Source organism: Achromobacter sp. 10T422 (genome assembly GCF_056394065.1).
Genome location: NZ_JBFTHD010000008.1, coordinates 283,645 through 305,268, shown reverse-complemented (window position 1 = coordinate 305,268; position 21,624 = coordinate 283,645). Strand labels below are relative to the sequence as shown.

General features: G+C 65.3%; 11 protein-coding genes. 7 read left to right on the top strand and 4 right to left on the bottom strand.

Going from position 1 to position 21,624, the window contains the following annotated elements:
* Nucleotides 1-36: 36 nt before the first annotated feature.
* Nucleotides 37-1,395: a hypothetical protein gene (locus tag AC1DB0_RS22910; protein WP_476757835.1), complete on the bottom strand. Its 1,359-nt coding sequence runs from the start codon at nt 1,393-1,395 to the stop codon at nt 37-39.
* 57 nt (nt 1,396-1,452) lie between these two features.
* Nucleotides 1,453-2,304 carry a M15 family metallopeptidase gene (locus AC1DB0_RS22905; protein WP_054420519.1) on the bottom strand — a complete coding sequence of 284 codons (852 nt, stop codon included), beginning with the start codon at nt 2,302-2,304 and terminating at the stop codon, nt 1,453-1,455.
* 225 nt (nt 2,305-2,529) lie between these two features.
* Here AC1DB0_RS22905 and AC1DB0_RS22900 point away from each other — a divergent pair, with 225 nt between their 5' ends.
* The 7 genes from AC1DB0_RS22900 to AC1DB0_RS22870 all read left to right on the top strand — a co-directional run bounded on the left by AC1DB0_RS22900 (nt 2,530) and on the right by AC1DB0_RS22870 (nt 12,352).
* Nucleotides 2,530-3,477 carry a hypothetical protein gene (locus AC1DB0_RS22900; protein ID WP_476757834.1) on the top strand — a complete coding sequence of 316 codons (948 nt, stop codon included), beginning with the start codon at nt 2,530-2,532 and terminating at the stop codon, nt 3,475-3,477.
* A 57-nt stretch (nt 3,478-3,534) separates the two neighbouring features.
* Nucleotides 3,535-6,486 (top strand): type VI secretion system Vgr family protein, encoded by a 2,952-nt coding sequence (locus tag AC1DB0_RS22895; protein ID WP_476757833.1) that lies wholly within the window; start codon nt 3,535-3,537, stop codon nt 6,484-6,486.
* A gap of 5 nt (nt 6,487-6,491) precedes the next feature.
* Nucleotides 6,492-7,454, top strand: coding sequence for a DUF4123 domain-containing protein (locus AC1DB0_RS22890; RefSeq protein WP_476757832.1), 963 nt, complete (start codon nt 6,492-6,494; stop codon nt 7,452-7,454).
* 169 nt (nt 7,455-7,623) lie between these two features.
* Nucleotides 7,624-8,403, top strand: a complete 780-nt coding sequence (locus tag AC1DB0_RS22885) for a DUF3304 domain-containing protein (protein WP_476757831.1) — start codon at nt 7,624-7,626, stop codon at nt 8,401-8,403.
* Nucleotides 8,396-10,702, top strand: coding sequence for a DUF2235 domain-containing protein (locus AC1DB0_RS22880; RefSeq protein WP_476757830.1), 2,307 nt, complete (start codon nt 8,396-8,398; stop codon nt 10,700-10,702). Before AC1DB0_RS22885 ends, AC1DB0_RS22880 begins: the two co-directional genes overlap by 8 nt.
* A gap of 17 nt (nt 10,703-10,719) precedes the next feature.
* Nucleotides 10,720-11,499, top strand: a complete 780-nt coding sequence (locus AC1DB0_RS22875) for a DUF3304 domain-containing protein (RefSeq protein ID WP_476757829.1) — start codon at nt 10,720-10,722, stop codon at nt 11,497-11,499.
* Nucleotides 11,492-12,352: a DUF3304 domain-containing protein gene (locus AC1DB0_RS22870; protein ID WP_476757828.1), complete on the top strand. Its 861-nt coding sequence runs from the start codon at nt 11,492-11,494 to the stop codon at nt 12,350-12,352. Before AC1DB0_RS22875 ends, AC1DB0_RS22870 begins: the two co-directional genes overlap by 8 nt.
* 62 nt (nt 12,353-12,414) lie before the next feature.
* Here AC1DB0_RS22870 and AC1DB0_RS22865 read toward each other — a convergent pair whose 3' ends face one another.
* Both AC1DB0_RS22865 and tssI read right to left on the bottom strand, forming a co-directional pair.
* Nucleotides 12,415-12,915 carry a hypothetical protein gene (locus AC1DB0_RS22865; RefSeq protein ID WP_441370504.1) on the bottom strand — a complete coding sequence of 167 codons (501 nt, stop codon included), beginning with the start codon at nt 12,913-12,915 and terminating at the stop codon, nt 12,415-12,417.
* Nucleotides 12,916-12,971: 56 nt separating this feature from the next.
* The gene (gene tssI / locus AC1DB0_RS22860) at nt 12,972-21,545 is read right to left on the bottom strand and encodes a type VI secretion system tip protein TssI/VgrG (RefSeq protein WP_476758744.1); all 8,574 of its coding nucleotides are present in this window, start codon (nt 21,543-21,545) and stop codon (nt 12,972-12,974) included.
* Nucleotides 21,546-21,624: the final 79 nt, after the last annotated feature.

Here is a 21,624-nt window from a genome sequence, read left to right as displayed (position 1 = left end):
GATGGGCTACGCATGGTTTTCGCTGTTGTTTTAGGGTCAGGCGGTAGCGCGGGCGGCGGGTCGGGAGACCAGCGCCGCGCAGCGCAATGCGGGGTCTTGCAGGGTTAAAGCGAGCACGGCTTGATCGAACTGCACGCAGGCGTCCGCCGCCACGGCCAGCGTCAGCAGCGACGCCGCCGCGCCGGTGTGGCCACAGGTTGCGGCGACAGACTGGCAATCTTTGGCGGCGTCCATATGGGCGAACAGTTGCGAGGCCACGCCCAGTGGTTCCAGTGGGCGGCTGCCGCGATGATCGGCGTCGCTGACGATCTGGATCACGCTGTCAGCCGTGACGTTCGCGCGCTCGAGCAGATCGCGAGCCAGGTCAGAGAACGCGGCTTCGGCCTGCGCGCCGCGTGCATCGGCGGGCTTCTGCCGCTGCAGCACGGGCGACAGCGCCACGCGCACTTCTGCGTCGGCATTGGCAGGCCCCAGCAGCAGGCCGGCGGCGGCTTCGCCCGGCACGCGGCCCTGCGGATTGGCGTGGGTGAGCAGGGTGGCCTCGGCATCCCATTGCGCGACGCGCTCGGCGTCGACATAGCCGTCGCCGGCCAGCACCACACGCCACGGCGGCGGGGCGTCGGGGGCGGCGGGCGCGGACGCCAGTTCGCGCAGCAGCAGGTCTGCGGCCATGGCGTCGCGCGCCAGATGTTCGGTGGCGCTGACGCGCGCATCCGGCCAGACGCGCGCGGCGGCCAACACTTCGGTGCGTACACGCTGGCGCGCGGCCTCGGGCCAATCTGCCGGCAGCAAGAGTTCGAAGCGCAGCGAGGGCCAGTCTTCATCGCGGGCGGGCACGTCCAGTGCCGTGACGTGGCGATGCGCTTCCCGAGTCAGCGTGCTGGCGATATCCGTCAACAGTGCCGTCACGCGCAATGCGGCGATGGCCAATGCGTCAGGCGGCGCGCCACGTTCTTGCGCGGTCGCGTACAGCGCCATATCGTCCAGGCCCGGCACGCGCCCGGCAAATACCGGAAAGCCTTGCTGCGTTTTCAGTTCCGCGTCCAGTTCAGGGCGCTTCTGTTCGGCCAGTGCTTGCGAGATCGACGCGGCATCGTCACCCGCCGAGGCGCGCGCCGCCACGGCGATGACGCGCAGTTCCACGGCACACGCAGGCGCTTCGGCTACGGCTTGCGGCGCAGCCGCCGGTTCGGGCTTCGGTGCGCGTGCGGCCCGCACGGCGCGCACGCCCAGCCACAGCGCAGCAAGCATCGCCAGCGGCAGCGCAAATAAATAGAGCCCGATGTCGACGCCCGTGGGCAGCGTGCGGGATTCCTGCCACCAGATAATGACGGCCAGCCACACCACTGCGAACAGCGCCAGAATCAACAGACCTTTTTTCAGTACGCGAGCCATGTGTGCCTGATCAAAGGGGGTTCGTGACAGAGGGCAGGGCAATCAAGCACGGCGGCCTCATTTCGCGGCCTCGCGCGCACGCTGCATGACGCCGGGCCGGCGCAGCTCGACGTGGCCGAAGTCCATCATCTTCCAGCGCCCGCCCCATGTCAGGCCGACCAGTTCCGCGGTTTCGCCGAACAGCTCGTAGCCGCGCATGGCCCAGGGGTCTTTTTCAGAGATCACGATCTTGCCGTCGCGATAGAACGCGCTGTCGGCCGCCAACCCATATTGGTGATAGCTCTGGAACGCGCCGGCATTCGTCACATGCGTGCCCATGCCCGCCAGTTCTTCTTGCCGCTCGGGGCTGCGATAGCCTTCGATCAGCGCCATTTCATAGCCATGCTGTTCACGCATGATGCGATACGCAAGCAGCAGACGCTGACGGAAATCCGCATCGAACAGATCCCAGTTGCGGCTTGCGCCACCGAGCTTCGGACGCACCAATTCCACCTCGCGCGTGGTGAACGCTTCGGGGGGCAATGCAGGCGGTGCAGCGAGCCGTTCACCCTCCAGCAACGCCTGAATTCGGCGGTCTGGACCGGCCGTTTGAGTGCTGTAAACGAATGTGTGATTGTGTCGCATGACGAAAGCGAAAAGTGACGGAAGCAATACAACTGTCAGCCCAATCGCGACCTGCCAGCGATACCTTCCCACCCACTCCATCGACGCATTCATGCCATCTTTGACTGCGCCCGCTGTGCCGCCAACCGCGCCTCCGGCATGGCTCGCGCTACGCGTTGCGCCCCGTGCTACGCCCTGTACGCACGCGCGCAAACTCCGGACTGCACCTTGGCGCAGCGCCGGAAAAAACAGGAGAGCGGAGACGCCCACCGCCAGTAAAAAATACAGGGGCAGTAGCAGCAACAAGTTAGGTCCCTCATGTGAAGGCGTAATCTTTTGTTCTATTCGCGCATGAGGCAAGTGATCCGGCGTTGCAAACAGCGTCCGACCCTTAGGAATCGTAACAAGGAGCAATGTTCAAAATAGGCCTATCGGGTATTCTCGTCGAGCTTGGTTACAGGGGGGCTGCACACGCCTCCTGCTGACACGGGAACCCGCATGGCAGAAGAGAAAAAAGAAGCTCGCCCTACGATGACCGCGCCGAGTTTGCTCAGCGCTTCAGCACCCGCGCGCGGCGAGGCCGAGTCGTCGCGAATTCTTGCCGCGCTTGAAGGGCGCGCGCCGGAAGCCGAAGTCAAACATCTTGCGACGCCGCGCGAGGGCCGCGCACGGCGTTGGGTGGCGCTGGCGGTATTGCTGGCGCTGATGGCGGGCGGCATCAGCTGGATCATTCATGAGGACGGGGCCGCGCCGATGGTGGCGCAGGCCCCCGCTCCTGCCGTGGCATCCGCTTCCAACCCCGTCGCCTCGTTGCCGCAGGCATCAATGCCGAGCCCGTCTTCGCCATCGGGCGAGCTCGCCATCAAGCCCATGGATAAGCCGCCCGACGTGGCCGCCATCATTGACGAAGCGCCGCCCGCGCGCGATGCAGGCGTGGGCCGTGGTGAACCTGAGCCGCAAAACGAACCCACCAATCCGCTATCCATGCTGGCGATGACGACACCGCCTGCCGCGGGATCGCCCGCCGCGGGATCGCCTGCCGCGGGATCGCCTGCCGCAGGATCGCCTGCCGCGGGATCGCCTGCCGCAGGATCGCCTGCCGCAGGTTCGCCTGCCGCAGCTCCCGGTCCCACGCGTCAGGCTGCCGAGCAACGCGCGCAGCATGCCAACGCACCGCGTGCCGCGAAGCCCGCCAGCACGCCGCCGCGCAAGACTGCCAAGCCCTCTGATACCGACGCCGCGCTGTTATCCGCGTTGATGAACTATGGCTTGCCGCCCGCATCGCCGCCGGGCACGCGTGTGTATAAGTCGGAAGGCGTTTTCATGCGTGAGATGCCCGGCTCGCCGCTGTCCGAGCGCTTGAAGGAATGCCGCAAGCTCAGCTTTATCGAAGGCGAACAATGCCGCCTGCGCGTGTGTGCAGGGCAATGGGGCACCGCGCCCGAATGCCCCACCCCGCAGGCCAACGTCGAACCCTGAAATTTGCCGTCCGTATCGGGCCGGTATCGCTAACGTCCCCCACGAGGTTTTTGCTCCATGGCTGTGAACGCAAGCAACGGCAGCGCCAGCGCCAACTCCCGTCTCTACCGGCTTGACGGCGAGGGCGCGATGGCGTCCCTGCAAGTTGAAGGCTGGGTCGCGCGCGAAGGCCTGTCAGCGCTGGCCGAGATGCGCGTCGTGGCGCTGGCCGACGACGCAGCGCTGGACCTGAACGACATGGTGTCGCGGCCCGCTACGTTGTGGACCACGCGCGCCGATGGCAGCGAGACCGGCCGCAGCGGTGTCGTGCGTGCGGCCGAGATGCTGGGCGGCAATGCGGGCAAAGCGCGCTACCGCGTGACGTTGGCGCCGTGGCTGTGGCTGGCCACGCAACGGCGCGACAGCCGCATCTATGAAAATCAGCCCGTCCTTGAAATCGTGCGCCACGTGCTGGATAGCTACGAGGGCTACACCTACAAGATCGCCGCCGAGGTCGAGCGCCATCTGGCCGATCTGCCCGCACGTTCCTACACCACGCAGTACCGCGAAACCGATTACGCCTTCCTGTCGCGCCTGCTCGCGGAATCTGGCCTGGGCTGGACCACCGTCGAAGACGACGCCGCACCCGCGCGCCACACCGTACTGATCTTTGCCGACAGCCGCAGCTTGGCTGAAGACGCTGAGTCCGCCGGCGCGGGTGTGCGCTTTCAGCGCGCGCATGCAACGGAATCGCGCGACGGCGTGCAGGCCCTGGCGCGCAGGCAGCGCCGAGGCGTCGAACGCGTCACCGTGCTGGCCTGGCACGACAGCGGCAAACACGCCATCACCGGACAAGCGCTGGCCGGCCCCGCCAGCGGCGCCGACGACGAGAGCGCGGGCCTGGAATGGTTTGAACCCCTGGGCCACGGCGGGCTGCTGAATCAGGCGCACGCGCAGTTCCAGGCCACTTTGCTGATGGAAGCCGTGCAGGCAAGCGCCGAGACATTCTTGGGGCGCGGCAATGTGCGGACGTTCCGATCCGGCACGCGCTTCACGCTGCAAGACATGTCGCCGTTGGGGCCGTCAGGGGAATCGGGTTTTGAACCGGTGTTTGCGTTAGACCGCGTGGAGCATGCGGGTGTGAACAACCTGCCCGGTCAGGCCGACGCCAACCTGGCCAACAAGCTGGGCGCGTTGGACGACTTTCTGTGTTTTGAAGACGACGAGTCGGCGTCGGGCGACGGGGATGAATATCACGAACAGCACGGCGGGCAACGCAACGGACATCGCGGCGGACAACGCGACGGGCAACACAACGGACAACGCAACGACGGCGACATCGGCGTCGGCCGCCCCGAAGCCGCCGTGCTGGCGCGTGCGCACGAAGTCGGCTACGCCAACCGCTTTCGTGCGGTGCGTTGCGACCGCCCTTGGCGCGCCATGCCGCCCACCGCGCGCGGCGCTAGGCTTGCCGGCGCGCCATCGGCGGTGGGCGTCCACACTGCCATCGTGACGAACGCCGAAGGCGCCACCGAAGCCAGTGGCGAAGACGAGATCTACCGCAACGCGCGCGGTGACGTGCGCGTGCGCTTTCATTGGCAAGCCGACGGCGACGGCCTGGCCAAAAGCCGCTGGGCGCGCGTGGCGCAACGCCAGGCGGGCGCGGGCATGGGCATGAGCTTTGTGCCGCGTATCGGCCAGGAAGTACTGGTGCGATTCCTGGATGAAGACATCGACCAGCCGCTTGTCGTAGGTGCCCTATACAACGGACGCGGCGAAGGCGGCATTCCGTCCACCCCCGGCGGCAAAGCCGGCGAACCGATGAACACCGAGGTCTATGCCGCGGCCAGCGATGGCAAGCCCAGCGCACAAGCCAACCTGGCCAGCGGCAACGCGCCAGCCTGGCACGGCGCGGCGGGCGGCGACGAGCAGCACCGCAATGCGGCCGCGCTAAGCGGCTTCAAGAGCAAGGAGTTCGGCGGCGACGGCTACAACCAGATCGTGTTCGACGACAGCGACGGCCAGCTGCGCATGCAGATCAAGTCCACGCAGTCTGCCAGCGAGCTGAACCTGGGCCATCTGATACACCAAGCGGGTAACTATCGCGGCAACGTGCGCGGCGTGGGCGCGGAATTGCGCACCGACGGCTTCGGCGCGTTGCGCGGCGGCGGCGGTATCCTGCTGACCACCTACACGGCGGGCGGCAGCGAGCCTGCCGGCGATGCCGCAGCGCCGCTGGCCTTGGCCGGGCAGGCCGACATCATGGCGCAGTCATTCGACGGCGTGGTCGGCGCGCACCAGGGCGTGCGGCTGGCCTCGGCCCGTGGCACGACGTCCGCAGGCGCGAGCCGGCTGGACGGCGAACGTGGGCCGCTGGCCGCAATGACGCACGCCGTCTCCGGCACCGTCGCCGGCGACGCCCTCGGCGGCGCATCGGGCGATGCCTCGGCCAAGCACACGGAAGTGGCCGACGGCAAAGTGCCGCACCTGACCGATCCGCTGGTGCTGATGGCGGGCCGCGCCGGGCTCACGCAAGCCGCCGGGCGCAACGTGCAAATCACGGCCGGCGAGCTGGTGCATTGGTCGTCGGGACAAGACCACAACCTGGCCGTCATCGGCTCGTTGCGCGTGCACACCGGCCAGGCGCTGGGCATCGTGGCCGGCGTGCAGCAGGGCGGCGCCGAGTCGGGCCTGGACCTGATCGCCGGCACCGGCGAAGTCGACGTGATCTCGCAACACGATGTGCTGACGGTACAGGCCCAGCAAGACCTGCGCATGATCAGCTCCAACGCCGGCATCGAATACGCGTCGCCCAAACGCATCCGCATCGCCAACGCAGCGGGCGCCAGCATCGTCATCGAAGGCGGCAACATCACCGTCACGGCCCCGGGCCGCATCGACGTCAAGACCGGCAACAAGCAATTCGCCGGCCCGACGCAAATGCCGTATCCGTTTCCGCAATTCACCGTGTGCAAGACCTGCATTCTGGACGCCCAGGACAGCGTGCAGTCGATCACTGACAAGGCGTGATGGCGATGGCTTATTCCTGGCAGCAGGCGCTGCTTTCCACGATGGCTGAACTGCCGCAACACCGCGGCCCCTACGGCGAAGCCGCGCGCGCCTATGTGATCGTCGACTTTCGTGGCCACCCCGATCTGCTGGCGCGCATCACCGCCACTGAAGACCTGAGCTTTGGCTCGATCTGGGCGCAGACCGGCCTGGACATCTACGGCGACGTGGCGCCCCTGCTGATCGAAGTTGACGGCGCATCGCAAGGCGTGCTGCGCGGGCCGCGCCGGGCTGATTTCAGTACGTCGCTTGTGCGCGTGTTGAACGCCCTGCATGAACGCAATGGCGGCCGCTACGCAATGATGAGCTTCGCGTCCGCCGTGCCACTGGAAAAACTCATCGCGCACTTCGGAAGGTTTTGCGACTACGCCTTGCCCGACGCCAGTGAGTTCTTTCTGCACTGGTACGACGCCCGCATCCTGGCGCGCGCCCTGCAAGTCTGGACCGCCGAGCAGCGCACGCGCTTCGCCTCGCCGCTAATCACCTTGCGCTACGCGCTGCGCGATGGGACGCAGGCGGACGTGTCCGGCACGGGCAGGCTGCCCGCAGACCCGCCCGACGGCATCCAACGCTTCACGCCCGAGCAGCACCAGATGCTGTTTGATCTGGACTACCCGGACAAGCTCGCGGTGCAACTACGCCGTCTGTATCCCGGGCTGCTGCCCGGCGACCCGGATCAGGATGCGCTGGTGCCTCGCGTGCAAGCGCAGCTGGAACGCGCGCGGGCGCATGGAGTGAAGGGCGACAAGGACACGTTTGACTATGTGGCGTGGGGCGTGTCGATTTCACCTGGTTTTGATGAGCATCCGTTGATCCGTGAGGGCTTGCGGGGATATCGGCCGGATGCTGACGGCGCGCTGGCGAAGGCGCTGGCGAGCGTGCCGGATGCGGTGTGGGATGAGGTGCAGGCGTTGCATTGGGCGGGTTGATCGCCGTGCAGCCTGGATATCTCATTAGGGAGACATGATGTTGCTGCAAGGACTATTGATCAGCTTAAAACCGCATGCAGTATCCGGAGAGGCAAGAAGTCTGGTGCGAAGCTCAATGGGCAGTCGTAGCAAAGAGATTGTGTGAATCTGAATAATTCGGGAGTCAAGGATGCGTAAAGGGTTGATCGGCGTGCTCATCTGGCTTGGCCTATTGGCGGGTTGCAATGGCGAACCAACCTACCAGGGTGTGAGCGTCATTACCTACAACTACACGCCGTGGGACTTAACTTCCGTTCGAATCGTCGATGCGTTCGGTGGCGCGGCCGGGAGTGGAATGCTTCGGTCCGGAGGGGGGGAAGGCAGTGTCTCATGCTGCTACACGCTCAAGGGAACTGACTTTACTGTTAAGTGGCGTGGCGGCGATGCAGACTTGATGCGAAAACACATGTTCGATGGGAAATTCGATGACGTGATCTTTACCAAAGAGACCAAAGTTGACTTTCCTCCTCAGGAGTCTCCTCCTGGAGACGGTCCCATCTTTTTGGAATTGCATATCTATCCAGATGAGCACATGGAGTTTGCCTTGAGTCGAAAGCTGCTTGGCCAAGCCAGAATTCCAATCCCAGAGACGACCAGGTGGCTTTACGAGCATCACCGAGATGAATTGATGGAATACGAGGATATACATGAACTACGGTATGTCCTCGCAAAGGTCGCGAAGCAAGCGTGGATTCGCTATCGTATCGAGGACGCCGAGGATATGAGGGCGTATATGTATCTTTACTTCACTGTTGCGTCGAATTTTGATAACGACGCCGACCTGGCGAAACTACTGCAGGAGCCGAAGCGAAAGCCAGGTGATTTTGGTCGTGCCGTCGCCGCACTTACCAAGGAAAAAATCGCCCAAGTTAAGGCTGCTGGAACGCCTCCTGGGGATAAGAATGTCTAAGTTGCAGTTGCCAGAGCAGGATCGCACCCCAGCCTCGGTATTGAAAGCGATCGCGCAGAATGAGGCCGCCTATCCCAAGGATTCTTGCACCGAATGCGGTCTGACTTTGCGGATGGGATTCTTCTTTGATGGGTTTGGGAGCAACAAAGACCTGGACGAGAATGCGCCAACGTTCTTGTCGAATGTGAGCAGGTTGTGGATGGCCCATTTCACCGAGGAGGATAGCGAGCGCCCAAAGAAGCAGCATTGGCTACGTTTTTATTATTCCGGCATCGGCGTCGAGCTTAACCATGGCGCCAAGGTCGATGAATTCGTCAACGCGATGGCGATCGCCGGTGGAAAGCTGGCCGATAAGGCTGTAGCTAGTGTAAAGGGCGCTGCCCAGAATATCACTCGCCTTGACGAGATTCCCAATGTTGATGGGATGGCTCGGGCACGAAAGGCGGTGCAGGAGTCCCTCAAGAATGGCTCCTATCAACCTATGGTTAAGACGTACAAGGATGTCATCAAGGAAGTCCGAACTCTGCCAGAGAAGACCGTGCGGATCTGGAACGCGTTGGATTTGGAGCGCGTCGGCACCCGCGCAGAAGCCACAATTCGAGGTGCTTGGACGGGGTTTAAGAAAAACCCATTGAAGGTCGCATGGACCAGTGCCAAAGAAGCCACCAAGGCCACCATCATGGAAGGCGTTCCGATCATACGGGACAACGCGAGCGTTGCTCTTCTGATGGGCACCGGTATAGACACTCGGTTGGATGCGGCAAAGCGTCAATTCAAGCTAGCCTACGAAACTGCCAACGCGGGTACTGAAAAAGTCGTACGTATCGAGATTTCAGTATTTGGCGCCGACCGAGGCGGTGTAATCGCAAAACAGTTCATCAACGATATCGTAAAAAAGTATAAGCGCCGTCATGATCAGGACCTTGCCATCATTGGCAAAGATGGAGCCCCTGATGCTGAAATTCGTATCCGATTCTTGGGGCTATTTGATTCTGTTGCGTCGATCATGGACGAGAATACCTTTCTGGGGTTTCTTCCCTTCACGGACCTTCTCAAGCAAAGTCATAAGGATCGCACGCTGACCGTGCCCGCCGCTGTTGAAAAGGCCGTTCACTTCGCTGCGGCCCATGAACTACGTCGCAACCAGCGCATGGATTCGTTGGAAAAGACGCGCGGCATGCAATATCTGCATCCGGGTTCTAGTGGCGACGTTACGGGTGTAGCACCTCCCGGCGCACTGGGGGCTCGGGCATCCTTATCGCGTGTTCCTCTACGAGAGATGATGAACCTCGCGATGTCGCAGGGAGCCGCGATTCATAGCATGGAATATCTGGCCAAGACTTTGCCTGCCGCCTACAACTTAATGACTCTCGCCGTCCCCATCGAAGACGAAGGCCAGAGCTACCACGTCCCGGAACTCGTCGCGGCCTACCGCGAACTCGTCAAGTACGAGCCCGGTTGCGATTTCGCTCCGCACATGGAAATCTTCTTGCGCTGGCTGGCGGTGCGGTATCAGGACCCGGTGTTTCGTGCAGGGCTTTCAGACCCCGCCGAAGCATGGCTCAAAGACCGCGATTACATGACTCCCGAGCAAGAGGCCCAGGAGGAGGCGCGGCGCTTGTCGAGGCTGTCGCGGGAAGAGCTTGCCAAGCCCGAAACTACCGCGCGGCATCGCGAACTCCAAGCCCTTGCGAAAGAACGCCGCGAGCGCGCCATGGCGAGCCGGGGAGAAGCGCCACCGCAACGATTCAAGCCACTCTGGGATCGTCTGGAAGAGGAATACAAAAGCCTTGAAAAGGCCGAGCAGCGGGATGCCGAAACCGAGCTGCGTCGTAAGAACTGGGAACAGCATGCCCCGGAACAGCTTCGAGTGATGGAAATGTGGGCCCCAGAACGGGATGCCTACGAAGCCATGCGCAATGGGGCAAAGCCGGGCGACGCCCAGACCGCACAGAAGGCTCCCGACCCGCTGGCCGACATGAAGGCAGAACGCGCCATGCAAAAGCGCCTGCTGACCGCCTGGCGCGATGCGCGCGACGGCAAGACGCAGTTGCCACCCAAGGTCATGACCTTGTTCGACTGGCTGGTGCACGACGCCATGTTGAGCAGTTGGCCCGATCACCTGTTGGCCAGCACCACGATGTACTTCCGCGTACGCGACAAAGACATATTTGCCAAGACCGATGCGAAGGCGGAAATGGACCAACGTGCCAAGGACATGCGCAACGCGGAGAAGGTGGAAGCTCTGGCGACAAGATCAGAGCAGAACATGCAACAAATGACACCCACCCGGCCTTGACGGCGCGAGCGACAGGCATGCGTAGGGCATGGATCGCGTTGCTGTGTTGCGTGGGCTTGTTGGCCGGCTGCAATGGCGAGCCGGTCTACCGAGGCGTCAGCTTCATCGTCTACAACTACACGCCGTGGAATATCCGCAGCATCAGCGTCAAGGACAAGGGCAATGGCGTTGCGTCGACGATGCAGGTCAGCCCGGGCGGTGGTGAAGGCTCGGTCACCTGCTGCTTCACGCTCAAGGGAACCGAGTTCATCGCCGACTGGCGCGGCGTCGATGCGGAGTTGTTGCGCACGCATCTGCATGACGGCAAGGCCGACTCGCTGTATTTTGATCGGCAGCGCGCCATCAACTTTCCGGCGGCGGAGATCCCGCCCGGTGATGGTCCTCTGTATCTGGAATTGCACATCTATCCGGACGAACACATGGAGCTGGCGCTAAGCCGCAAGCTGCTTGGCCAGACGCGGATTCCGATTGTCGATACCGTGGACTGGCTGTGGCGCGAGCATCGCGCTTCGCTTGGCGACTACCGAAGCGACGCCGAACTGCTGCGGGTGGCTGCAAAGGTGTTGCAGTCTGCTTGGCAGAAATACCGCATTGAAGACAAGCAAGACATGCGCCAATACATGCGGCTGTATTTCACCGTCGCATCGAACTTCGATTCAGATCCGCAGATGAAGACGATTCTGTTGAGGCCGGGACGTGCGCCGGGCGACTTTGCTCAGGAAGTCATGGCGTTGCCGCAGGCCAAGCTGGATCAGATAAGGAAAACGGGCAAACCACCGGGAGACAAGAATGCGTAGGGTCGCAGTTGGCGCGCTGTTGGGACTTGGCCTCTTAACGGGTTGCAACGGGGAGCCGGTGTACAGCGGCGTCAGCCTGGTTGCCTACAACTACACGCCATGGAACCTCGCACCCGTTCGCCTCATCGACGCTTCCGGCCGTGTGGCCGGTTCCAGCTCCCTGGAGCCAGGCGGCGGTGGGGGACGCGTCGCTTGCTGCTACACGTTCACGGGAACAGAGTTCACTGTGAAGTGGAGCGGTGGCGACCCCGATATGATTCGCAAGCATATGTTTGACAGCAAATTCGACGACGTGATGTTCAAAAAGGAAACGTCGGTGCATTTTCCTGCCACGAAAGCGCCCGACGGCAATGGCACGCTCATTCTGGAATTGCACATCTATCCCGATGAACATATTGAACTTGCATTGAGTCGCCAGCTGTCGGGGCAAAGCAGGATCCCGATCTCCGCTACCACTAGCTGGTTGTACAAAAACTATCGCGACGAACTCGTTGGATACGAGCACGATGACCAGCTGAACGATGTTCTTTCCAAGGTCGCCAAACAAGCCTGGATGCGGTACCGCATCGAAGACGCCGCGGACATGCGCGCCTACATGTATCTGTACTTCATCGTCGCGTCCGATTTTGAAAGAGATGCGGAGATAGCAGCCATGTTGAAAGCCCCCAACCGAAAGCCAGGCGACTTCGGCCGTGAAGTGGGAAAACTCTCAAAAGAAAAGATCGCCCAGATGAAGGCGACCGGCGCGCCGCCCGGTGACAAGAACGTGTGCAGCGAAGTGCGAGGCCTCGTCGCGGCTACGAAAGTGCATGCGCCTGGAATGCTCGCAAATGAAGAATGCGCGTCGGAATGACGTGCGCGTGATGGGGGCTGGCCCGCATCGGGCGGCGCGGCACGCTTCCCGCTTTGCCGCGCTTACTTCTTCCCGGCTTCAACCTCGATCGTCACCGTATTCGACTTCACGGTTTCCGCCTCGATATACACCTCGTACGTCGCGGGCGTGGCGGGCAGATGCAGTACCCCGGCCATATCTGTGGTGAAGCGCGTTTCGACGGTCATGCCTGGCGGCAGCGGAATCTTGGGCGGGGGGGCGCCTTCGCTGGGGTCGACCGACACATTGGGCAGCTTGGGCCGCACGTAGTTGAATGCGATGCCGCGATAGACCTTGCCGGTGCGCGTGTCCACCGCCACGAAGCGCGGCAGCTGCGGGTCGTCCACGACGGGCAGGATGCCGCGCGCGCAGACCGGAATCGTCAGCGTGCTGCCGTCGCGGATCGTCACGCGGGTGGGCGCGGCGATGCGCATCTGCGCGTCGTAGCCTTGCAGCGGCGGCATGCAGGCGTGTTCCTTCTGCGAGTGCGAGGGCACCGAAGCGAAGGTGGCGGGTTCAATCCAATCGGTCGTCATGATGGGCATGTCGGAATCTGAATTTGCGTAAGCGGGCGGCGGTGGTCGTCGGGGCTAAGGCGGCGTCAGAATGCCGTCCAGCCTTCGGAGCAGTCGACCTTGCGCACGGCCTTGCTGCAACTGGGGCAGAAATGAATGTTCGCGCAGGTGATGCCGTACATCACGCACTGCCCGATTTCTTCGTTGTACTCGCCATTCTGGTCGGGCAGGCCGTAATAGCAGTGGCCCCCTGCGTTGTAGTAGAAGTGCGGCGGCGGGTCCAGCTTTGAGTCGTCCGCCGACTCGTCCTGGTTGCGCAGCCCAGGCCAGTCGGGGCCGCTGGGCACCATGCCCAGCAAGTGGCCCATTTCGTGGGCAAGGGTTTCGGTCAGGTAGGCTTGCGAATTGGGTTCGTAAGGGTCCAGCGTCGACACGAACAGCAGGTTGGTGCCCGTGATGGCAAGGCCGGCGTAGCTGGCGGCCACGGTGTTGAACTGGATGTTCAGCATGCCGGTCAGCGGGGTGGGGGACACGCGGGTCAGGTCCACTGACACGGACCAGACCGACCCATTGCTCTCGCGGATGGGCGTGATCAGGTGGCGCGGAATCGGAATCGAGCGCTCGGCGCCCGAGGCGTCTGTGTAGAGGTAGCGCGCGTGCACCAGCCAGTCGTCGCTGGCGTCGAATTCGTACCAGAGGCTGGACCGGCTGCGGTCGTCGTTGACGATGGGTACGGTCATGACGCGCCCGCCGGGGCCGGCGGGCACCGGCAGCCGCATGTCGCCGCTGACGCCCGGCGCGGCCAGGCGGTCAACGTGGCAAACGACCAGCGTATAGGGTTCGCGCTGCTTGCCTGCGGAACTGGAATAGACAGCGCGCACGGCGTTCATGATGGCTTGCTGGGACTCGGGGGTGTCGGCCGCGTCAACCGCCGAGCGGCCTCGGAATTGCAGGCGTGGAAGCTGGATCATGTCGATGCCGTGCAGCGCAAATTCCGCGGTGACGGGGGTGACGTCGGCCAGGTGGCCGGCCGGATGCGCGCTCATGCACATGACCTCCTGGATGTACAAGCGGCGCACGGTCTCGACGCGTTCGGTTTTGATCAGTTGCCCACGTTCGTCGCGCACTTCGAACAGGTACAGGTTCAGGCCGGCGGCGGGCAGCGTGATGTCGTCAACGATGCGGGTGCCGTCGGCGTTGGTGACGTAGCTGCGCGGGTTGCTGTGCGGTTCCTGATAGCTGGGGCGCCGGCCGCGTTCGCGTGCAGAGTAGGGAATGTTGGCGGGGTCGGCCTTGACCGTGATGGTGAAGCGGTGCTGGCCGGGGCGGTTGAACTCCACGTGAATGCGTGGGCGGTTCGATTGCCGTTCGGTGGTGGTCAGCGCGCTGCCGTCGTTCCAGCGTTCGGCCACTTGGGCCAGATTGACGTATTGCAGGCGCGCGCCGTCCTGGCGGGCGCGGTAGGTGGAGACGCCCGCCACCACGCGGCCGGAGCCCGCGGGGGCACCGCCAGGCAGGTTCGTGCCTTGCGTGCGCGCCGTGGTTCCCAGCCCGACCGAGTCCAGCACATCGCGTGCGATCTGCGGCAGCGGTGAATCTGCCACGCCGGGAATTTTCATCAGCACGTCGGCCACCTTGGGCAAGGTTTCGGTGGCAAGCGTGGGGGATTGCAGGATGGCGCCGATCACGCTCGGCACCGACGACGATGACAGGCCCGGCATGCTCAGGATGGCCCCGGCCACGGATGGGATGTTCGATTGATTGACGTCGGGCAAGTTGAACAGCGTGTCAACGGCGGAACTCAAGGCGGCCATGCGGTCGCCACTGGCGTTCAACGCCTGCGTCATGACCGGCACGATCGCCGCGCCGACGTTGGCGCTGACGCCGCCTGCGGCGAACGTGGATGCGCTGGAGATCGCCGTGGACGCGGCGCTGGCCTGCTGCGCAAACGTCGCCAGGCCGCCGCCTGCCGCAACCGCGGCGATGCCGGATGCGCCCGCGCCACTGCTTGAGGCCGCGGTGCTTGCGGCGGCGCCTGCCCCTGCTGCGGCTGACAAGTCAGTCGCGCGGGTGGCGGGCGTGCTGTCTGACATGCCCGCCGCGCGCGCGGTCGTGTTGCCCAGGACGCTGTCGGGGCTGGAGGCGGGGGCGGTGCTTGCGATGGGCGCAGAGGCGGTGGGCGTGGTTGCCGGGGCGGGGTTTGCCGAGGGAGCGGTTGCGGCAGGCGGTACTGCGGCAGTCGATGCTGCGGGTGTTGTGGGTGTAGCAGAAGGCGCGGTAGCGGTGGGGGCGGTGCCTGCCGCCGAGCCCGGGGCCGTGCTGCTCGTCGTCGCTGCGCCGGTTGTAGCGGATGGTGGAGCCGTGGCAGGGGAGGCGCTGGAGGGAGTATCGACGCCACCCGGGTTCGTGGAACCGGTGGCGGCGGCACCTTGATGCGCGGAGCTGGCCGGGTTGCTGGTGTCGGCGGACGTGACGGTTGTAGCGGTGCCGGCGTTGGCGTGGCTGCCTGCGTTGGTGCCAGCGGTAGTGCCGGTATTGGTGCTCGCAGTGCCGCCAGCGTCTGCACCGACGCTCGCACCCGCACCGGACACAGCGTCCGTTCCCGCGACGCCACCCGAGGCAGAACCTGTTTGCGCGACTGTCCCCGCACCCGCACCCGCACCCGGCGCAGACGCGGCCGCTACGGTTGCATCGCCGCCTGTCGCAGCCGTCGAGGCCGAGGCAGCGCTGGAACTCGTACTCGCCGCAGCGGCGGTCGCACTGGTTCCCGCGCTGGCGGTGCCAATCGCCGCGTTGCCAGAGGCTGACGCGTCGACGCCGGGAATGCCCAAGCCGCCACCGCCTGCACCCGGAAGGCCCGCGCCTTGCGGCAGCGAGGTTCCTGATGCCGGAACGAAGCCGGGCGTTTGCGTGGCAGTTTGCGGCATGGACGGCGCGCTGTTCAGCACGGTCTCCGATCCCGGGACGCGGGTGGTGCTGGCGGTAAGGACGTTGGAGTCGCTTGTGATGCCAGCCTTGGACATCGTGGATAGGCCCGCGTCGTGACTCGCTTCTGTGACCCCGGTATAAGCCTCAACTTGGGGCAAGGGTTCGGCAACCGACGGGAGCGTACTCGTCGTGACGTTAGGCACGTTGACGCTCGCTATCGCCGTGCCGGCAGGCGATGCAACGTTGGGCAGATCCAGTGCGCCGGACAAGGTGCTGTCAGCGGCGGACACGGTTGATGCGGCGCTGCTGGCTGCGGAGGCGCTAGCGCTGAACAAGCTGCTGGCGCCTGCCGCGAGCGTCGTCAGCAAGGCCGCGTTCGGGACAGCGGAAGGGCGTTGCGCGGCATCGTCTTTATGCGTGGCGTCTGCTTGGGATGCTGCGTCTGCTTGGGATGCGGCGTGTGCGGACGATGCGGCGTGTGCGGACGATGCGGCGGCTTGCGTGGATTGCGTGGCATGCGCGGATGACAACGCCGATGGCAACGCGGATGGCAACCCGGATGGCAACCCGGATGGCAACGCGGATGGCAATGCGGATGGCAATGCCGATGGCAACGCCGATGATTGCGCCGATGCGTGTGCCTTCTCGCCGGCAGGAGTCGCGTGCCGCGTATCGCTGCTAAGTGCGGCGGCGTTGTGGTGGTGCGATGCTGCCGCGCCCGGCGTAGCGTGTGTTGGCGTCTGCGTGGTGGCGTCGTCGCGGGCGTCGTCATCCGAGCGCGAGCGTAGCGGCGTAGTCGCCGCCACCGTTGCCGCAACGGCGGCCAACAGGCCGGTGCTGGCAATAGCGGCGTTGGTGATCGCGGTTCCGATCGACAGCTGCGTGGCGATGGATTCCGCTGGCGGTGCGTCGGCGGCAACCGGTGTCGACGGCAACATAGCGGCCGAGGTATTGATTGAGCCGGACAGGGAAGTGTCGCGCGCCGAAGTATTTTCGGCGTTGCTATTCAAGCCGTTTGCGTAAGGGGCCACGCTGGTCTTGTCGATGGCCGAAGCGTTGACCGTTGCGCCCGAGGCCGCCGTAGTGGTTGCGCCCGAGGCCGCCGTAGTGGTTGCGCCCGAGGCCGCCGTAGTGGTGGCGCCCAATGCCGCCGTAGTGGTGGCGGCCGCGCCCAGATTCACCGCGTCAAGGCTGACGGGCGCCGCGCTGGCGGTTCCGAAGCTGGCCGTGCCTGCGTTGGCCGTCCCTGCGTGGGTTGCAATGACGCCCGCCGCATCCGCACCTACCGCGCTCGTGGTTGTTGGGTTGAGCGCCTGAATGGCCGCTTCCGAAGCGACATGTTCTGCCGTCACGCTTTGAACATCCGCCGCGCTGGTAGCGTTGGTCAACCCTGCGGAATTGACGTTCGGCGTGGATACGTCAGCAGTCGAATAATCGGATGCGAACGTGGCCGGTGTCATGAATGCGGGCGCATCGACTCCTGGCGCATCAATGGCGTTCACGCCGAATGGCGAGTTGCCCAGGCTGGCGGTGTCGATGCCCGTTGTCGCAGGCGCGGCGGCCAATGTGGTGGCCGGGATGGCGTTGCCGGCTGCCGATTGCGCCAACGCGTTCGTTGCAGCAACGCCTACGCCCGCTGCGCCCGCTACGCCCGCTACGCCCGCTGCGCCTGCGCCAGCGGCGACACCAGCGCCTGCACCCGTGCCTGCGGCGGCGCCAGCAGTGACGCCCGTGCCGGCGGTGACACCCGCGCCGGAGGCGACACCCGCGGCGCTGACGGGTGCGTCCATTCCCGCCACGGCGGGGGCTGAGGCCGTCGAGGCCACCGGGATGTTGGCGGTACTTCCCATCGATGCTGGCGACGTCGCGGATGCTTGCGCTGCGGCCATCGGCGACCCGGCGGCAGTCGTCGCCGCATCAGGCGTACCGGAAGACATGCCGGTGCTGGTAGACGCTGACATCGGAGCGGATGCGGTGGCGGCCGGCGACACGCTGGCAGGCGCACCGTCCGATGCGGTGGCGCTGCTTGTTCCATTTGCGCCAGCCACGTTCGTCGAGGTTGTATTGGGCGTGGAGGCGGCGGATGCCGCTGGCGTCGGCGCAGCAGTAGACGCCGTCGCGGTAGAAGGTGCGGCCGCTGAACTCGGCGCCGTGGTGGCAGGCGCCGATGCGGATGCCGCCGGCGAAGTCGATGCCGAGGTAGGAGCCGAGGCCGATGCCGAAGCGGGAGCCGAAGCAGGAGCAGCAGCCGAAGCAGCAGCAGGAGCCGAAGCAGGAGCAGCAGCCGAAGCAGCAGCAGGAGCCGAAGCAGGAGCAGCAGCCGAAGCAGCAGCAGGAGCCGAAGCAGCAGCAGGAGCAGGAGCCGAAGCAGCAGCAGGAGCAGGAGCCGAAGCAGCAGCAGGAGCAGCGGCAGGAGCCGCCGCCGATGCAGATGCCGTTGCAGCACCGCCCGCCGAACTCGCACCCGCCACACTCGCCTGGGGCGCGGCCCCGACGCTTTCTCCTACACCTGCACCCGCTTCCGAACCCAACCCGGCACCCGCCCCAACGCCCGCAAAGCCTGCCGCGCTGCTGATCATTTTTGATGCGCCTTCGGGCGCAACGGATGCCAGCATGTCGGTGGCGGCGGGCAGGGCCGATGCGGGGTTCTTGATCAATTCCGCCGCCTTCGTCACCGTGCCAACCGCCGACGTCGCGCTGTCGATCATGCCGCTTGCGCCCGGGGCGACGGAGCCCAGCAGGCCCGACGCGGCGGGTAGCGCCGACATCGGGTTGGCGACCATGGCTTGCGCTTGCGACACCATGCCCATTGTGTTCTTGGCGGTCGACATCAGGCCGCCCAAGGCGGGGCTTGCGTTGCCCAGCAAGCCAGAACCTGCCGAGAGTGCGCCCATCGGATTCTTCGCCAGCCCGGCCAGCGTGTTCGCTTGGCCGGCCAGCTGCGACAGCTTGGAGGCGGCGCCGGCCGCGGTCTTGCCCAATTCACTCAAGCCACTGGGCACGACATCGCCCAGCCCTGCCGCGGCACCAGCCCCCGCGCCGGTGCCCGCGCCACCAAACCCCGCCATCAAACTCGCACCGGCCTTCTTCGCCGCGGTGGCGAACGCGCCGTCCTTGTGCACCAGCTCCGCACTGACGATCAGCGGATCGTCAACGGTGGTGCTGGGCAGCGCCGGAAGATTGGCGGCGTCGTTGCCCGGCCCGACGAAGTTGTGCGTTGCGCCCTTGACCGAGAACAGGCCCGGCCCCTTGAAGACGATGTCCGCGCCGTCCAGCGTGACGCTGCCGCCTGCGGCTTGCAAAGTGACGCGCTGGTTGCCCAGGATCTCGATGCCTTCGGCGGACGAGGTGACGGTGATGTCCTGGCCGGCCAGCGCTTCCAGGATGTCGGTGTGCGCGTGCAAGGACACGGGCGCTTGCGCCGAGATGGCGCGGATCGGGCCTTGCTGTGCGAACACGCTGGCAGAGCGCGCCGAGACGGCCGCGTAGGTCTGCTGGGCGGCGACGTGGGCGTCGGACTGCGCGGTGGTGTGCAGGTGCTCGCCCGCGTGCAGCACGGCGCTGGCGGGCGTGGCCAGGTTCAGCGAATTCGGGGTGTCGATAAACAGATGCGGGCCGTTGATGCGTTCGACGGCTGCATCGCCCGTGCGTTGGCCGTTGGCGGCTTTGCCGGCGGCTTGTCCGTTGACTTGCGGCGTGTAGCGGCCGTCTTGCTCGGGGTCCAGCGCCTGGAGCAGGGCGTCGTAGCCCTCGGCCGCAGCCAAGGGGCGCGCCTGATGTTGGCCGGCGCTGTCGTTCAAGCGGCGCGAGGCGTCTTGCGCGCCGCGCAGCAGCAACAGCGCTTCTTCGGCGTCGGCCTGCGTCGACTTGCCTTGTTCGCGTGCGGTGGCCGATATCAGCATGCCCTGGCCCGAACGCGCCACGGTCCAGGCGTCCGAGCGCAGTTCGAAGCCGGTGCCGCGCCATTGACCGCGGTTGGCGTCGTCGAGTTCTTGCTCGACCAGGTAACCCAGGCCCAGCTGCGTGGCGGCCGTGGAGCTCGCCAGGCGCGTGCGCAGTTTGCCCTTGGTGTCGTCAAAGACCCATTGGTTGCGTCCCGCGCCGTCCAGCCCCTGGCTGTGCCAGCCGCTTAGTACGCCCGCGTGGTTGGCGTCACCGTTCTCTCCGGCGGACCAGGGCGGCAGGTCGGCGTCGTTGTATAGCTGGCCCGCGACAACGGGCTGGTCGATATCGCCATCAATAAATTCGACGATGACTTCGGTGCCGCCGCGCGGCAGATGGTGCGCGCCCCAGTTGGGGCCAGCCTGCGAGCTGGCCACGCGCAGCCAGGTGCCGGAGCGTTCGTCGCCGGGGGCGTTGCCGCTGGCGTCGCCATGGGTGCGATGGGGCAGGCCGCCGGTCAAGGGCTTTTCCCCGCGTTGCCACGGGAATTGCACCTTCACGCGCAAGTCGCGGTCTGACGTGATGGGCGCATCGCTGGCGCTGACCACGACGGCAGCCAGGMCCTCGGGCGCGGTGGGGCGCGGGCGCCAGACCGGGATCAATGCCGCGGCTTCGGGCTGTGCGCGAAAGCGGTTGCGGTACGTGCCGCGTTCCATGTCGGGCGTGTTCAATACTTGCGCCGCCTGGCCGCCCAGATTGTTGGTGGCTTCGTGCGTGACATCCAGCAAGACGTAGCGGTTGCCGCCCAGCTCGTCCACGGCCTGCCCGCCGCCGCCTGCGGCATAGCGGTCGTGCTGGCTCAGCGCGAACAGTCGGCCGGGCGCAAGCGAGCGGGCCGTGCCCGCGCCTTCAAAGCGCACCAGCGTGGACTCATGGGCGCGCAAGGCGCGCGCCACGCTTTGTTCAGCGGCGTCGTCATCGGCGTAGCGGCCATGGCCGGAATAATCGTAGTCCTCAAGCACGGGCAAGGCTTCGACCTGCACCTGCGAACGGGTTTGCGCGGCGTGCGCGGTCAGCGAGCGCTCGTTCCAGGCCGCGCGTGCGACCGAGTTCGGGCGCACCGTCTGCACGGCCGCAAAGCGCGTGATGCTGTCGCGCGTTTCGGTGGCGTCGCTGCGATGAAAGCGCAAAGGCGATGCCGGGTCTTCGGGGCGTGCCGCGTCGGCGTCGAAGATGACGACGCGATGGCGCGCGCCGCCGCCTGCGGATTGCGCATCGTCCTGCTGGTGTTCGAAGCGATAGCTCAGGCCCGCTTCGGCCAGGATGCGCTGCACGAAATCCAGGTCCGACTCGCGGTACTGCGTGCAAGCGGCGCGCGGTGTCAGGGCGGCAGTCACTTCAAAGGCGAACGCGGCCTGGGGATAATCCGAAAACACCTCGCTGACGATGTCCTGCACCGACAGGTCTTGATAGATGAAGCTGTCGCGCCGCAAGGCCAGCGCGGCCATCCACGGCGCGGCGTGCAAGCGGTAGCGGGCCAGGCCGCCGTCTGCGCCCAAGGCATCGACACCGTCGACCACCGCATGCCAGCGCCGCATCGAGCCATCGGCCTGCAACAGGCTGACGCTGATCTCCTTGCCCAGCAACGCCGCCACGTCGAGCTCGGCGCTGGCGGCCAGGCAGTCCAGCGTCAGCGAGAACAGACGCGAGACGCCTTCGCGCAAGGTCATGTGTTCGGCCACCAGCTCTGCATCCAGCGGCGTGCTCACCCGCAGCAGCCGCGCTTGTTGCGACAGGGTGGCGATGTTCAGCGAAGAGTAGGCCGGGGCGTTCGAAGACAAGGCGTTCATAGGACTTGGCGGTGTTCGATCGGCAGTGCCGAAGGCGCGCAGTACGCGCCGGAAGGGGCGGGGGCGGCGTGGCGGTTAC

Bases quoted from the DNA above. Each gene is read 5' to 3' on its own strand.
- AC1DB0_RS22865 (WP_441370504.1), bottom strand. From the start codon at position 12,915: ATGCCCATCATGACGACCGATTGGATTGAACCCGCCACCTTCGCTTCG.
- AC1DB0_RS22870 (WP_476757828.1), top strand. From the start codon at position 11,492: ATGCGTAGGGTCGCAGTTGGCGCGCTGTTGGGACTTGGCCTCTTAACG.
- AC1DB0_RS22875 (WP_476757829.1), top strand. From the start codon at position 10,720: ATGCGTAGGGCATGGATCGCGTTGCTGTGTTGCGTGGGCTTGTTGGCC.
- AC1DB0_RS22885 (WP_476757831.1), top strand. From the start codon at position 7,624: ATGCGTAAAGGGTTGATCGGCGTGCTCATCTGGCTTGGCCTATTGGCG.
- AC1DB0_RS22880 (WP_476757830.1), top strand. From the start codon at position 8,396: ATGTCTAAGTTGCAGTTGCCAGAGCAGGATCGCACCCCAGCCTCGGTA.
- AC1DB0_RS22910 (WP_476757835.1), bottom strand. From the start codon at position 1,395: ATGGCTCGCGTACTGAAAAAAGGTCTGTTGATTCTGGCGCTGTTCGCA.
- AC1DB0_RS22900 (WP_476757834.1), top strand. From the start codon at position 2,530: ATGACCGCGCCGAGTTTGCTCAGCGCTTCAGCACCCGCGCGCGGCGAG.
- AC1DB0_RS22895 (WP_476757833.1), top strand. From the start codon at position 3,535: ATGGCTGTGAACGCAAGCAACGGCAGCGCCAGCGCCAACTCCCGTCTC.
- AC1DB0_RS22890 (WP_476757832.1), top strand. From the start codon at position 6,492: ATGGCTTATTCCTGGCAGCAGGCGCTGCTTTCCACGATGGCTGAACTG.